4 protein-coding genes are annotated in these 17113 nt (G+C 41.1%); all 4 read right to left on the bottom strand.

Annotated elements, in window-relative coordinates:
• Positions 1–13: 13 nt before the first annotated feature.
• Complete coding sequence (locus SCALIN_RS00385; protein ID WP_133111555.1) at positions 14–733, bottom strand: class I SAM-dependent methyltransferase; 720 nt, start codon at positions 731–733, stop codon at positions 14–16.
• A gap of 186 nt (positions 734–919) precedes the next feature.
• Positions 920–2257 (bottom strand): B12-binding domain-containing radical SAM protein, encoded by a 1338-nt coding sequence (locus SCALIN_RS00380; protein ID WP_096892283.1) that lies wholly within the window; start codon positions 2255–2257, stop codon positions 920–922.
• Positions 2258–2427: 170 nt separating this feature from the next.
• The gene (locus SCALIN_RS00375; protein ID WP_096892282.1) at positions 2428–9345 is read right to left on the bottom strand and encodes an SDR family NAD(P)-dependent oxidoreductase; all 6918 of its coding nucleotides are present in this window, start codon (positions 9343–9345) and stop codon (positions 2428–2430) included.
• Positions 9342–17111, bottom strand: coding sequence for a type I polyketide synthase (locus tag SCALIN_RS00370; RefSeq protein ID WP_096892281.1), 7770 nt, complete (start codon positions 17109–17111; stop codon positions 9342–9344). Before SCALIN_RS00370 ends, SCALIN_RS00375 begins: the two co-directional genes overlap by 4 nt.
• Between the last annotated feature and the right edge of the window lie 2 nt (positions 17112–17113).

Genomic DNA, 17113 nt, shown 5'->3' with positions numbered 1-17113 from the left:
GCTAAATTTTCTGTTATAAAATTAAATTTTTGTTCTTCAATAATTCATTTTCACTTTTTTTAAGAGCATAGCACAGATATTGTATCTCACCTGATTTTATTTTATTATAAGCCCGTGAATCCGGAACTGCCGGGATATTATAGGCCAGAAAGCGAAAGAGTGGATGACATGAGGAATCAATAATTCGTTTCCGACGTATACTGTCTAAATCACATGCCTTAATAACATTATCGTTTATTACTTCCCGTTTAAGAAGCGTAAATCCTGCCTCAAGAATACTATTATCCAGAGATTCGACTTCGTTTCTGATCTCCACATCCGCATACAGAAAATATCCATCTTTCCTTAACACTCTCTTCACTTCTCTAAAGAAATCATCACGTGAAGGGTAATGGAATGCAGACTCAACATTTATCACAATGTCAAATGAGTTATCTAAAAAAGGAAGCGCTTCCGCATCACCATTGATAAAATCTAGTCCATCTGTCCCGTATTTTTCTTTGCATAGTTTTACAGCTCTTCCTGCCAGGTCCAGCCCAACCATACTTTTCGGGTTCAAATATTTCTTTATGAAATACGCTCCCCCTCCTCTACCACATCCTACCTCAAGTACTTCATGATCATGAAATTCTGCCGGACTTGCCACATGGTGATATAACTGAAAGCTGTATCTTTCATCACTTTCAGTATCTTCAAGATCAATATCTGATGAAGCGGCATAGCCTAAATTCATAAGACTGAATCCATCAGGGTTCACCGCTGCAAAACTCTGATAAACATATGTCCATAACTTCTTATTATTGAAACTGCCTTTTTTTTTAATAAATGAAATAAAAAAGCCTAAACTTACCAGAAAAACTGATACTAAAGATTCAAATTTAATCTCTTACTCCTTAATTTACAATAACGGTTATCTTCATCAGGAAAATCCTATTTTTTTATTAAACCCGCGAAGAACGATATTCAGTCTCAATGCCACAACTGCCAGAAAAAAACTTCTACAATAAATCAGTGTTTTTACAAACCTGATTGCAATCCTTGGAATCGAAAATATTCTGCCATAGATTCGCTTATTTGATCTGATCAAAAACTCTTCTGTAAAATATCTAGGTTTAATGGTTATACTGTTCCAATCATAATATTTCCAGTCCTCAGGAAAATTACTGTATTTGAGCCTGCCTTCGCCAATTAATCTTTTGAACAGTCGTGTTCCGGGCTGTGGAACAACATTAGACAGACTGGGTATATCTATATTGGCCTTAATAACAAATTCTGCATTTGCCTTATAGGTTTCTTCCGTGTCCTCATCATTTCCAATCATAATGTTTCCTGATACCAGAATTCCATATTTATGAATTCTTTTAATTGTTTCATAGTAATCAGTATTAATGTTCACCCCCTTTCTCATCCCTTTAAGAACATCTTTACTTACCGATTCAATCCCTAAAAAAATCCCCACACACCCACTCTTCCTGGCATAATATAATATTTCTTCATTATTCCCGAAATTTACCGTAGACTGGCTAAACCATCGTTTGTTAAGCTTTCTCTCTATCAATCCCTTAAACAAACGGATTGCTCTCTGTTCAGAATTTCTTCCATATCCTATTATGTTATCATCAATAAAGAAGACAATCTTTTGCGGAATAGTTTCTAATTCATCTAATACTTCATTGACTGGTCTCTGTCTATGTTTTCTGCCATTCAATTCTGTTACAGAGCAAAACTCACAACCCACCGAACACCCACGTGATGTTTGTATTATTCCAAAAAAGTAATCATCTGAGAAGATGTCTCTTCTCGGTTGTATCAATCCCTCAAGTGGCGGATACCCCCCCAGGTATTCTCTTTTGAGATTTCCACTCTCAAAATCCTTTATCAGATTACCCCATACGGTTTCGGCTTCTCCAACAACTACACTATCTACATAATTCAAAGCTTCTTCCGGCATCATTGAGGCATGTACACCACCCATCACCACTTGAATATTTTTGTTTCTATAGACAGACGCTATCTCATAAGCCCGCAGCGCGTTATGGGTAAAGGAGGTAATGCCAACAAGACTCGCGTCTTTATAGATAAACGATTCTACATTTTCATCAATAACCTCTACTTCCCAGTCTCCCGGTGTGAGGGCTGCAATATATCCCAGACGAATTGGTTGAATTACACCAAATAATTTTGATTTCTTCCAGTAACGCTTTGTGCGCTCCCATGATGGTTCAACCAATAGTAGTTTTTTTATATTTTTTTTCATACTATTATTTAATCATATTTACGATAGTACAATGAACTTCCTTCGATAAGTTGTCTGGTTTGATATCCCGTTTACCGACTACCCTTATCAAATAATATCCATTTGAATAGCAAAATATTGATAGAAACCTTCTTAATATATTATATATAAATAATTATTGCCGACATCCTTTAAGACACCTTTTTTATGATGCTGCTGCTACTCTCTGATATTATGTGCCTTGTCATATTTATCCAGTTGCGAACAAGGTGTTTTATCGTAGCAAGATTATGATAATTGCTGGAATATCTGACAATCACCACAAAATGATCTTTCTCCGTCCTTACTATCAGATCTATCATATAAAGACGTTCATGTTCCAGAGGTTCATAAATATGGGTACCAATTTTTTCAATATTTGGATCATGAAACTCAGGTTGATAATTCAAACGAACAGATCCAACTTTATACGCGTAGGGCAGTAATCCCCGGTTGGATAAAATCTCATATGTTACCCCTCCCATAGGTATTTCCAGAAATTTTCTTCTAAATCTCTGAATGTTTTCATGCACAGATGATTCAGATTCAACAGATAGAGACAGCGGTATGTCCCCTGCAAACCATCCGGCAACATCATAATATATCGTTTTCGAGTTAACATTTCGGCGATGGAGTCGATGTATTATCACGGGTTCTTTCTTGCCGATCCAATCTGCCATATAGTAGTAAAGCCCAACAGATAAATAATAAAAAGACATATTTTTCGGTTTTAATTTGTCGATACCCAGTTTCCTGAACGTATGCATAGAGGTAAATTCTTTCTCGGAAGAAATAATATTCGGCCCTTTATTAAAATCCAGAGGACACGACACTTGCTGATTATGCATCTGTTCCATCCAATATTTCTTATGAGAGTCAACATCTTTATCTATATTTTTTTCTAATTCCAATAAATCACCATAATAATTTCTGTATCTTTGATCTATTTCCTCAACACCTTTCTCAGGATTTTCATAAAACCCTAATAACTCTTTATAGATCAGTTTCAGAGTTTCACCATCCGCGATTAAATGATGAATAACCAACATAATCTGATATTGAAAAGAGCCAAGATCAACAACCGCACATGTCAACAGAGGCGCTCTATTGATATTTATCTTCCTGTTTAATTCACTTTCCAGCGTCAGCATTCTGGATTGCTTCATTTTCTCGTCCATACCAGATAAATCATCATAGCAAATTGTAAAATGATCATTTTCAGTCTCACTCTGGATCCATTCTCCAGTAATTATAGAGAATGAATATCTTAAAACCGCATGTTTTTGAATTACCTTCTGAAAACTGATTTCCAACCTCGTTCTGTCAAGGCCCTCTTTAAACTGAATGCTGACAATTTGTACTATATGACAAACCGGGTCTGTACCGAAACGGTTCATAAACGCTTTTTGTGCCGGTAAAAGTCCAATGGTCTGTGAAGAGGCAATGGAATAGCCCAGTTCCTGAGCTACCTTTATTGTTTGTGCACTCAGACCGGCCGGTATCTCAAGAAGTCCTTTACCAACATCAGCTAATCCCGGTTTTATCTTATCGTGTTTTAGAAAGTTTGGATCTCCAACCTGTAGAGAGTCACCATGCAGACCCTCTATAGCACGGTTGCCGCTATAAGGAAGTATCATAGACTCTTCATAATCTATATGCAAAAGCGTACATACCGCCTTCATAACATATTCAGGATTTCTGACCAGATCTTCAAAATGAATTCCAATCCACCGACTCCTGGGAACATTTGACAAAAATGTTCGGATATTTGTATTCATCTCTCTCCATAATTTCTCTGAATATAACCAGGGGTCATCTTTGACACCTAATAATTTATTAAATCTATTTCGGACAAATGATTCCATTACCGACAGAGGGTGTCGTATCAGATAAATGTAAAAAGAATTCTTACAAATTTCCAATGAACGATTTAAAACTTTTTTATCCATTGCATAAAAAGGTGATTTATCAACAAAGAAACGATCTCCTGCCAGAGTTCTCAGATATTGATAGATTTCATGAATTGATTTATTTTCGCCCTCCAACTCCTTCATTTTTTCTATAGCATCATCCGTAGATAATCCCTGCAGTTGTTTAATAGCTACGATCAATCCCTCTTTCAGATGCTTCTGGTTTCTTTCTGTCAGGACAATATTGCGTTCATTTAATGTATCAAAAGGCAATAGATTTAATTCCGGTGGAGCAAAAAGTTCAGTATGTCCCATTAACATTACCCGTAATAACGTAGACCCTGCTCTTGGAGTACTCAATACAAAGATAAGAGGTTTTGCTGTGTCAGGTTTATTTATATTCCATAATTTAGTTGATTCAGGTAATACCTGTTTTAACTCCTGTTCCAAATAGGCAGTTATCTTGTGAATGGTATTATATTGTTGTAATTCGTTTGGATAAAACTTTAATCCGAAACGCGTCTCGATTTCTTTCACAACTTTCATAATCATTATTGAATCGACACCATACTCACTTATATCCGTATCAACATCAATTTTCGATTCCTCTACCTTAAGCAGTTCTGAAAAAACCTTAATAATTTGTTGTTGAAAGCAGTCTTCCAGTTTGGAAGACGAAAAACCTGTCTGGGAATCACCATCAAATTCTTCAGGTTTTTTGTCTTCAGCAGCTCTTCCCCTTTCAGGAATCTGCATTAATGTATTCACAGTATCTTTTTCGCCATTAATAACCATAAATTGACGTTCGCCACTGATCAATGCATCTTCAAAAGCCTTAATCCCAGACTCCCTGCTCAAAGGTTTCAAGCCCGATATCCTGAACAACTGCTGCACATACTCCTCATGCATCTTCATACCACCATCTTGCCAGAAAGGCCAGTTGATAGAAAGACTGATTCCACTCCTCTTTCCATCACTCCTTAACTTATCCCTCAAATCCGCATAACTGTCCATAAACCTGTTTCCAGTCGCATAATCACACTGTCCGATATTACCCGTAACCGAAGTTAACGATGAAAACATCACAAAGAAATCCAGTCTCTCATCCTTTGTAGCACGATCAACGTTGATCAATCCATATATCTTTGGACTGATTACCTTCTCAAAAGAACTTTTATCTTTCTTCTGTATAAAAGCATTCTCTAACATACCTGCACTATGGATTACCCCATCTATTCTCTTATACCTCTTCTTAGCCTCCCTTACTACATTCTCCATATCTTCAAGTTTGCAGACATCAGCTTGTATATAAGCAATTTTTCCTCCTGATTCATCAATTTCTTTTATCTTCTGCTCAGTTTCCTTACTCAACGCGGATCTTCCGGTTAAAACCAGTCTCGCCATATACCTGGTTGCTAAATACCTCGCGAATATCAATCCAAGACCGCCGGCTCCACCCGTGATCAAATATATTCCATTTTTTTTCAACCTATCCGATTCAGAACTGAAACACGCCATTTCACCTGCCTTTTGTTCTAATGCTACTATACTCCTGACATATCGATTATTATTTCTATAGAGGATATCAACCTGCTCATTATTTTCTAAAGACCGTAATTCACGAATTGCTATATCCAAAATCGTGGTTTCAACTTCCGCAGGATCTATCTGTATAGTCTTGTAATCACACTTCGGGTTCTCCAGCCTGAGTGATCTGGCAAACCCTCCTATTGCAGCATCCTGCGGATCAACTCTCTCCTGTGAACCAGGGAATATATATAATAGCCTGACCTGGTCCGTGATGTCACGCTTGATCAGTGCCTTACTTATGTGAAATAGAGAATATACTCCCTTCTTCAGGCTATCATCCAAATTTTCTTTATTAATCAGCAGATCTTTATTTTCCCGCACATAATTCCATAAATGTATAATACCGGATGGCATTAACCCATGCACTTCCAAATCCTCCATTAATCGCTCATAATCCCCGGGAAGCTCAGGATCAATCTCGTATGATAGCTTTGAAAGTTTTCTATATTCAGAACCGGATGCCACATGTATCAATTCATTGTCGTTTCCCAAGTCATCAATCTTTGTACCCAGCTCAGTTAATAGCTTTTCACCATAGTCAAAAACCAGAACATTCCCTATGTTTTCCTTTTTTCGTGCATACGTCAAATCAGAATTTATCCACACAGGATGGTAATATAATTCCTTTTGCTTCTCCCAGCCCTTTGAAGTCAAACTACTATTCCTGGCTGAAGTTATCCAGTGCCTCTCACGGGCAAAAGGATAAGTAGGAAGTGACATTCGCCTGTATCCCTTATTACCGCATAATTCTTCCCAGTCAATTTGGGATCCCTCAACCCAGAACTCTGCTATCTTAGAGTACCTCTGAGCATTGAAAAGCTGTAAAACAAATGTCCTTTCTTCCTTTGATCCCTCCAATATCCCCTTCCTGGACTTACCGGGTCTAAAACTGCCCCTATACAAATCTTCTATGTGCTCAACACCATTCAAATAATCATCTAACTTCTTTTCCAACTCTTTATTGTTTTTTACCACTATAGCCAGTCTCTCATTAAAAGCATCCCTACCTGTCTGAAGCGTGTATGCGATATCAGCAAGAGTAGACTGATTTTCACCTTCTACCAGAGGATGCTTACTATCCGCACCGGGGTTCTGTATGTCATTTTGATAATTACCTTTGATAAAGTTACTCAAACTTCTTACATACTCGCTTAATTGATTCTCTCTTTTTGCCGACAATACTATTATAACTGACTCGTCTGAATTTTGATTTTTACGTAAGGAAACCTGTTCTCTCCTGTCGTCATATTCCTCAAGTACAATATGAGCATTTGAACCACCAAACCCGAATGAACTTACTCCTGCCCGTCTCGGTACAGGATTTACACTGTCATTACTCAGGCGTTTCCATTCATGTGTCTTTCCTGCAACATAGAAAGGGCTGTCAGCGATATCTATGTACGGATTCAGTTGTTTGAAATTAACGGTTGCGGGTATCTTCCTGTGCTTCATTGCAAGCAATATTTTTATTACGCCTGCTATTCCAGCAGCAGCTTCAAGATGGCCTATATTTGTCTTAACTGATCCAATGCCGCAATAGTTCTTATTACCCATATCCCTATTATGTCTTTTATTGATTTCTTTAAATGCCTTCTTTAACCCGTTAATTTCTAAAGGATCTCCCAAAGGTGTGCCTGTCCCGTGTGTCTCTATGTAACTTACTGTTTCAGGGTCAATACCCGCGTTCTCATAGGCATTTACTAAAAGCGCCGCCTGAATGTCAGGGTTTGGAGCGGTTAATGAACTTGCATGCCCACCGTGATTAACCGCACTTCCTTTTATTACTCCATAGATATGATCCCCGTCATCTATTGCACTTTTTAATGGTTTTAAAAGTAAGGCTCCACCACCTTCTCCCCTTACATATCCATCGGCACTTTTATCGAATGTTTTGCACTTGCCTTCAGGAGAGAGCATACCGGCTTTGCTGAACGACAAATACACCTTGGGTGATAGTATTATATTAATCCCGCCTGCAATAGCCATATCACAATCACTGCTCTGAATGGATCTTACCGCGCGATGGATTGCGACAAGGGAGCTGGAACAAGCGGTATCTACAGGTTCACTTGGCCCATGGATGTTTAAAAGATATGATATTCGATTGGGTAACATAGAATGCACAATCCCGGTAGAAGTATAAGCATCTATTTCCTCACCACCATTGCCTGACAGCTCACTATAATCAAAACTGGAAACTCCCGCAAATATTCCTGTTTTTGTTCCGCTTAATGCGGACGCTCTGTATCCGGCATCCTCTATTGCTCTCCATACCATTTCAAGATATATGCGGTGTTGTGGGTCCATAAGTTCAGCTTCTCTGGGAGATATCTTAAAGAAAGATGCATCAAATTTATCAATGTCTTCTATAAATCCTCCCCATTTTGAGTTAGTCTTGTTAGCCTCTTCCAGGGGATCTCCATAAAACTCTTTCCAATCCCACCTCTCATAAGGTACTTCAGTTATTAAATCATTCCCTGATTCAAGGTTTCTCCAATATTCCTCACAATCTGAAGATCCGGGAAAAACACAAGACATCCCAATAACTGCAATATCACATTCTCTATTCTTAAAATGAATATCAGGCCGGACTATTTTTTCACCGGCAACCTTCTTTTCAGTTAGCAATTCTTCGACTTTACCGCGTTGTTTATCATATATTTTCTCCTCAACAACTTCATAGTCCTCTGTTTCAATACCAAGATAGTCTTCAAATTCACTTCTATATTCTTCCGCAAAATATACAGATAACTCACTAATGTTAGGATGTTCAAAAAAAGTGGTAGGATATAACTCAATATTCAACTCATCTTCAATCTCTTTTGACATAATAATCAAGTTAGTAGAATCCAGTCCCATATCTAGATAATTTTCATCAACATCAACATCTTGTAAAGACACATTGAGCTTGCCGGACAGAGTTTTAACGATATAGTATTCTATTTTATCTGCCAGATTTTTAGTCCGCTTCTCCGGCGCTACTTTGTTCTTTATATATTCACGCATACTCGCAGAATCATCCAGCATTAATATCTCAGAATTTTTCCTCTGTCCCATTTGTTCATTACCGATCCAGTATCTTTTCTTATGGAACTGAGTAAGCGGCAGTGGATTTCTTTCCGGTTTATAACCCCTCTTCTCATTATCAAACTCCTCCACTATCATGTGACAGTTCGTTCCACCAAATCCAAACGACGAAATCCCAGACCTCCTCACTCCTTCCCTCTGCCTCCACTCCTCTAACTCTGTTACCGGATAAAATGGCGACTCATCAAACCTGAACCTGGGATGCGGATCCTCACAATGAAGCGTCGGCGGTATCTGTCTGTGCTTCAGCGCCAGTACCACCTTTATAAAACTCGCAACCCCCGCAGCCCGTAACAAATGACCTATATTTGACTTTACCGAACCCACCCCGCATACCTGTCTCCCCTGCGTATACTTCCTGTACACCTGCGTTGCCGCCTTGATCTCTATAGGATCTCCCAGCAACGTACCCGTACCATGCGCCTCAAGATAACTGATACTATCCGGACTCACCCCACTATTGCTGATCGCCTCCTCTATCACCTCTCTCTGTGCCTCAGATTAAGTGTCGTTAACCCCATCGTATGTCCGTCATTGATCACCGCGGACCCCAATATCACACCGTCTATCTGATCTCCATCCCGTATCGCATTCTCCAGCCTCTTTAACAGCACCAGCCCTGACCCCTCTCCCAGTACAAACCCGTTCGCCTTCTTATCAAACACATGCGACACACCATCATCTGATAACACCTTCGCCTGACTGAACGCTACATGTCCTGATGAATCTAACAGCAGTTCCACTCCTCCCGTTATCGCCATCTCTATCTCTCCGCCCCTGAGACACTGACACGCATTATGTATTGCAACCAGCGACGATGAGCACGCCGTATCCATCGTCAACGACGGCCCCCTCAAATCATAAAAATCTGATATCCTCGCTGCCATCATGTTCTGTATCAGGTTTACCACTATATTACCAGCCTGATCTCCTGAAAACTCACCCATCGAATTGTATTTACTGCTACCACCTCCAATATACACCCCCGTCCTGCTCCTGCTCATCTCATCTTTCGTGTATCCGCATCTGTCCAGTAACTCCTGTGTCCTCTCAAGCAGAATCCTGTGCTGCGGATCAATCCCTGCTGCATCTGATTCACTTATGCCGAAAAACCCGGCATCAAACATCTCTATATCTTCTATAAACCCTCCCCACCGCGAATACGCCTTGTTAAAAGCCGCCTTATCCAGACTGAAATATTCCTCAATATTCCACCTCTGCTCTGGCACATCCATTATCAGATCTTTACCATCCCTCAGATTCTCCCAGAATCTTTCTAAATCCTTTGAACCGGGAAAACAGCCCGACATACCGATTATCGCTATTTTTCCAGACTCAGGACCACCTTCAGGCCTGGCAATACCCTTAACACCCACTGACTTTGAATCCACAAACCTCGGCCTCTGAGTCCTCTTTATCGGCAAGATAACTGCTTCCTCTTTCAGTCTGTTAATATCTCCTTCTGCTACAACCTCGATCTTAGTATCTTCCGTAGTACCAAAAATCCTCTCCAGCGGGATAATCTTCTTTTCTATCAGATAATCAGACATACTGCTTACCGTCGGATGCTCCATGATCACTGACGCCTCCACAACCTTCCCATACCTCTGCTCCATCTCATTCATCATATTCATGATCATTATGGAGTCTACTCCGTATTCACTTATATCTGCATCGATATCAATTTCCGACTTCTCTACCTTCAGCTGCTCTGACAACAGACCAATCATCTCCTGCTGTACACGACCTTTCAGATCATCATCCTTTATCCCTGTTTCAGAAAATGCTCCGGAATCTTCAGTCGCTTCCTCCACCGCTATACCGGCACTCTCAGAAATCTGCAGCAACCTGTTTACCTTTTCTCTCTCTCCATCAATAACAATACACTGACTTTTACCGCTGGCCAACGCACACTCAAAGGCCCTGATACCTGCTTCACTCCCCAACGGCTTCATCCCGGATATCTTGAACAACATCCGCTCAGATTCTTCATGGAGCCTCATCCCTCCATCCTTCCATAACGGCCAGTTAATCGACAGGCTCACTCCACTTCTCTTACCTTCCCCTCTCAATCGCTCCCTTAACTCAGCGTAACTATCCATATACCTGTTGCCGCTCGCGTAATCACTCTGCCCAATATTGCCTATCACAGAAGCAAGTGATGAAAACATCACAAAAAAGTCAAGTTCCTCTTCCACTGTCACCCGATCAAGATTCAACAATCCATACACCTTGGGGCCAAGCACCCTCTCAAAACTCCCCTTATCCTTCTTCATGACAAAGACATCTTCTATCACCCCCGCACCATGGATCACTCCGTCTACACTCCCGTACCTCTGTTTCGCCTCCCTTACCACTTTCTCCATATCTGTATTACTGCATACATCCGCCTGTAGATAGACGACTTCTCCACCCAACTCCTCTATACCCTTCAGTTTCTCCCCTATCTCTTCATCCACCTCAGACCTGCCCGTTAACACCAGCTTTGCCCGGTATTTCTCTGATAAATACCTCGAAAAGATAAGCCCCAACCCTCCGGCACCACCTGTTATCACGTACACCCCGTTTTCTTTTAACGGAACACTTGCGGGTATGGTACTCTCCTTACCGCTCTTTTCTCTCTTTTCAATCTTTTCCGGTACGAACTCTTCCACCTTCCTCACATATCTCTCGTTATCCCGGTAAAGAACCTCAACATGGTCTTGGTTTTCTTCAGTTTGCAGTTCCCTGACTACCCAATCCAATACAACAGAATCAGCTTCCGCAGAGTCTATCTGTATGGTTCTGTAGTCAAACTTCGGATTCTCCTGTCTTATCGTCTTTGCAAAACCACCTAAAGCAGCATCCTGAGGCTGTACCCCGCCCTTTGTACTATCGAATAGATATAACAGCCTTACTCTCTCCTTAATCTTACACTTCATCATTGCATTGCTTATGTTAAACACTGCATATATCCCCATCTTCAGGCTGCTATCCAACGCTTCTTTACTATTCGGAAGACCGCCAGCTTCCTTCACATAATTCCATGTATGTAAAATAGAGGCAGGCATTAACCCTCTTACTCCCAGCTCTTTAAACAACTTCTCATAATCCTCTGAAGACTCCGGATCTATTTCGTATCTATTCGCTGCCAGCTTTTTATATGCAGTACCGGGTATGACATGGATTATTTTTCCACCTTTGACTATCTCCTCTCTATTTAACCACTGCCCACCCTTTTCTTTTTCACCACGGTCAAGCAGCAATATCGTACCGGTCTCTCGGCTCCCTCCTGTACCTGTCAGCTCAACCCTTTCCCATACAGGGTGATAATATCGTTCATTCCTCTCCACTACCTCCACAGATGTTCTCTTGTTCAGATCGCCGCCACGTAAGGCTCTTACTGAAAAACCCTTAAGCCGTACCAGCACATCGCCCGATTCATCCAGTATACTTATATCGTATCTCTTTACACCGGAACCTGCTTTCTTATCACCATCTCCTATTGTCACGTAAGCATAACAGCTTTCCGTCAACGGCCTTATTATCTCAACCCCGCCAAGGGCAAAAGGCAGATAGAATCCACTCTGAAACGCTTCATCATCCTCTGCCAATCCCATTACTGACTGTAACGCCCCATCCATGAGCGAAGGATGCAGTACGTAGTCACCAGCACCACTTTTCACAACCTCCGGAATCTTTATCCTCGAAAGCGCTTCTCTACCGTTACTACGTATCTCCTCCATACATTGAAATCCCGTACCGTAGCTGATGCCCGCTGCCTTGAACCTCCTATAGATATCCTCCCGCTTCTTTATAGCCGTACATCTGCCCTTTATCACCTCAATAGCAAATTCCTTCTCGCCTGTCTGAAGATCCACCTGCCTGTTATCACCCGGACCATAAGCAATCTTTCCCTGTGTGTGCACTATCTTACCGCCACCTTCCTGTTCCGTGCTCACCTCAAAACCGATAGTACTGTCACCCGGGTATATGCTGATGATTACCTCCCGTCCCTCTCTATTCTTTGAGTCAATTGTTATGGGACTTGCCCAGACTATGTTTCTTATACTCGTTACCGGAGATCCCTTAGCAATCTCTCCTGCAGCCCTCGCCATCTCAATATACGCAACTCCCGGCAAGGTCTCCTTACCCGCAACTACATGGTCCTTTAGATAAAATTCACTGCCCGTAAAACTCTTCCTGAACCGCTCTTCCTCTAATGTCGATTCGTTCACGTCTACCAGGGGATGAAGCCCCCTTACTATGCCGGTATCCATCTTGCCACTGGCATCAGATGTTGATATCCAATACCTCTCACGGGCAAAGGGATACGTGGGCAGTGATATACGCCTGAATCCCTTATTACGGTTGAATACTTCCCAGTCTATCTCAGCCCCCTCTACCCAGAATGCAGCAATCTTAGAGTATCTCCGGGCGTTAAAAAGCTGTAAAACAAAATCCTTTTCCTCCTTCGTACCACCCAGCCTGCCCTCACGACTTCCACCCGACTTTACACGTCCTCTATACACGCCCTCTATACCCTTTGCCCCATTCAAATAATCATCCAGCTTACGCACCAACTCATCACAACTCTCTGCCACTACCGCAAGCCTCTCATCAAATGCATCTCGCCCCGTCTGCAATGTATACGCAATGTCTCCAAGATACCGAGGACTTCCTGCTACTCCTGATCCATCTACCTTAGCAATATCTGATTTGACATAATCTCTTAAACTTTCTGCGTAATCTCTTAACTGTTCATCTCTTTTTGCCGAGAGTACTATAATGGCAGGCTCGTCTGAATTTATATTCCTGTTTGATTCTCTACTATCTACATATTCTTCAAGTACAATGTGAGCGTTTGCTCCCCCAAAACCGAAAGAACTCACTCCAGCGCGTCTCGGCACAGGATTTCCATTATCGTCATTCAGGCAATTCCATTCACGTGTTTCAGCTGCAATATAAAAAGGGCTTTCCGAAATCTCTATGTAAGGATTCAGTTCTTTGAAATTAACCGTTGCGGGGATTTTTCTGTGCTTCATGGCAAGAAGCACCTTTATAACACCTGCAATACCTGCTGCAGTTTCAAGATGACCAATATTTGTCTTCACAGACCCGACCCCACAATAGTTCTTACCACCAGTATCTCTGTTGAGTCTTTTGTTGAGTTCTTTAAAAGCTTTCTTCAGCCCATTAATCTCAACCGGATCACCCAGTGAAGTACCAGTTCCATGTGTTTCTATGTAGCTCACCGTCGAGGGGTCAATTCCGGCATTTCCATAGGCATTTACTAAAAGATTCGCCTGAATATCAGGATTAGGTACAGTTAAAGAACTGACGTGTCCCCCATGATTTACAGCATTTCCCTTTATTACTGCATATATGTGGTCACCATCTTCTACCGCCTTATTAAAGGGTTTTAATAGCACGGCTCCAGCACCTTCTCCCCGGACGTATCCATTGGCACTTTTATCAAAAGTTTTACACCTGCCATCAGGAGCGAGCATCCCCGCCTTACTGAACGTTATGTATACTGAAGGTGTCAAAATAACATTCACCCCTCCGGCTATAGCCATTTCACAATCACCGTTCTGGATCGCCCTGACCGCGTGGTGTATCGCCACCAGTGAGCTGGAACATGCGGTATCAACTGGCTCACTGGGGCCATGAAGGTTTAACAGATAAGAAATACGATTTGCTAAAACTGAATGAGCTATGCCCGTAGAAGTATAAGCTTCGATCTCATGGTGATTTCTTGTCTGTATTTCAAAATAATCACAATTTGCAACACCAACAAACAAGCCCGTATTTGTTCCGGAGAAAGCAGACACCTTGTATCCAGCATCTTCTATTGTTTTCCAGACAATCTCCAGAAATATCCTCTGTTGAGGGTCCATAAGTTCAGCTTCTCTCGGAGAGATATTAAAAAACCTTGCATTAAACTTATCAACATTTTCTATAAAACCACCCCATTTTGAGTTTGTTTTATTTACCTCTTTGTGAGGATCTCCAAAGAATTCCTGCCATTTCCACCTCTGCTCAGGTATTTCAGAAATAAGAGATTTCCCTGATTCCAGATTGTTCCAGAAAGTCTCAAGATTTTTCGATTCCGGGAAAACCCCGTTTATCCCTATTATGGCAATCAAATCATTACGGATCTCTTCACTTTGAAAACCGTTAAACCTGTTATTAAAATCAAGATTATATTCCAGGAATTCCTGGTCCCGTTTTATTGTTGATTCAATTTGAGGTCCTGGCGTTGTGATATTCTTATCTCTTACTATATCTTTGTAGTAATTACACAAAGCATCTTCATATTCTTTTATAAGATAGTCACAGAATTCCTTCATGGATTTATCTTCAAAGAAAAGTGTAGGAAGCAGCCCTATATTATATTTTTTATTAATTTTATTCGTCAAGTCGACAAGGACAATAGAATCAAACCCATATTTACTCATATCTGCTTCTATATCAAGATCATCAGCCTCAATCATCAGAAGTTCTGCTACTATAGTTATCAGATCCTGCTGAAGACTCTTATACAGCTCATCATAATTCGTATTGTCGACTTTATTCTGCCTTCTATTTATCTTGTTCCTGTCATCGAAAACGTTGATATTGAGCAATTTATCAACTTTGATTTTATCTCCCTCTGCAATAATCAATTGATTCTGTGATGGATTTGTAGATATAGATTTCATGCCGCTCTCAAATGCCCTGATACCTGTTTCACTACTCAATGGCTTCATCCCGGATATCTTGAACAATAACCGCTCTGATTCCTCATGAAGCCTCATACCGCCATCCTTCCATAACGGCCAGTTGATCGACAGACTCACTCCACTCCTCTTACCACTCCCTCTCAATTGCTCCCTTAATTCAGCGTAACTATCCATATACCTGTTGCCGCTTGCATAATCACTCTGACCCATATTACCAATCACAGATGTAAGAGATGAAAACATGACAAAAAAGTCAAGTTTCTCTTCCGCCGTCACCTGATCAAGATTCAGCAACCCATAGACCTTGGGATTGAGCACCCTTTCAAAACTCTCTTTATCCTTCTTCATTATAAAGGCATCTTCTATCACTCCTGCACCGTGGATCACCCCGTTTATACTCCCGTACCTCTTCCTCGCTTCTCTGACCACATTTTCCATATCCACGTAACTGCATACATCCGCCTGTAGATAGACGGCTTCACCACCAAACGCCTCTATACCCTTCAGTTTCTCTCGTATTTCTTCATCCACCTCAGACCTGCCCGCTAACACCAGCTTCGCCCTGTATTTTTCCGAAAAATACCGCGAAAATATAAGCCCCAAACCTCCGGCTCCACCTGTTATGAGGTAAACTCCGTTTTCTTTCAGTGGAACACTGTCCGGCGCAGCATTATCCTTATCTACACTCTTTTCCTGTACAGGCTCTGTCACCCTCCTGACATATCTTTCCTTGTCCCGGTAAAGAATCTCCACATGGTCGTTGTTTTCGTCAGATTGCAGTTCCCTGACAGCCCAAAACAATGCCACAGAATGAGCATTGTCTGCCTTAACCTGGATGGTCTTATAGTCAAAGTTCGGGTTCTCCAGCCTTATCGACCGTGCAAAACCACCTACCGCAACATCCTGAGGCTGCACCTTCTCTTTTGTTTCATGGAAGAGATATAACAGCCTCACGCTCTTCTTAATTTCCAGGTTCATCAGCACCCTGCTTATATTAAATACTGAATACACCCCTCTTTTGAGGCTATCTTCCAACTCCTCATTATTAACCGGCAAATCTCTATCTTCCTGTACATAATTCCATGTGTGTATAATCCCTGACGGTATCTGTCCATGCTCTTTCAAATCAACCATCAATCTCTCATAATCCTCAGTTGACTCAGAGTTTATTTCGTATATATCCTCTGCAAGCTTCTTATAAGCAGAACCTGGTCTAACATGTATTATTTCACCACTATCGCTCATTCCCTGCAGCATAGCCGACAGCTCATCTGCTGTTCCTTGACCACGGTCAAATAGCAATATCGTACCGGTCACCCGGTTTTCTCCCTTATCTATAAGTTCAATTTTCTCCCATACAGGACGATAATAAATATTATTGTGTAATGGTTGGTTAACATTTACAGTATCTCTTTCCTCCTGCTGGTTGTTCATATCATGATTGTCCTCTTCTTTTTGCATTTGATCAATCATTTCCACAGCTTTATCTTCATCCAGCTGATTATTCATGAACATTTCCAGGATTTCTTTCTGATTATATTTCATAT

The organism is Candidatus Scalindua japonica, from assembly GCF_002443295.1.
Lineage (GTDB): Bacteria > Planctomycetota > Brocadiia > Brocadiales > Scalinduaceae > Scalindua > Scalindua japonica.
Note: the sequence above shows the minus strand (reverse complement) of the source record. Positions and strands in the feature narration are given on the sequence as shown.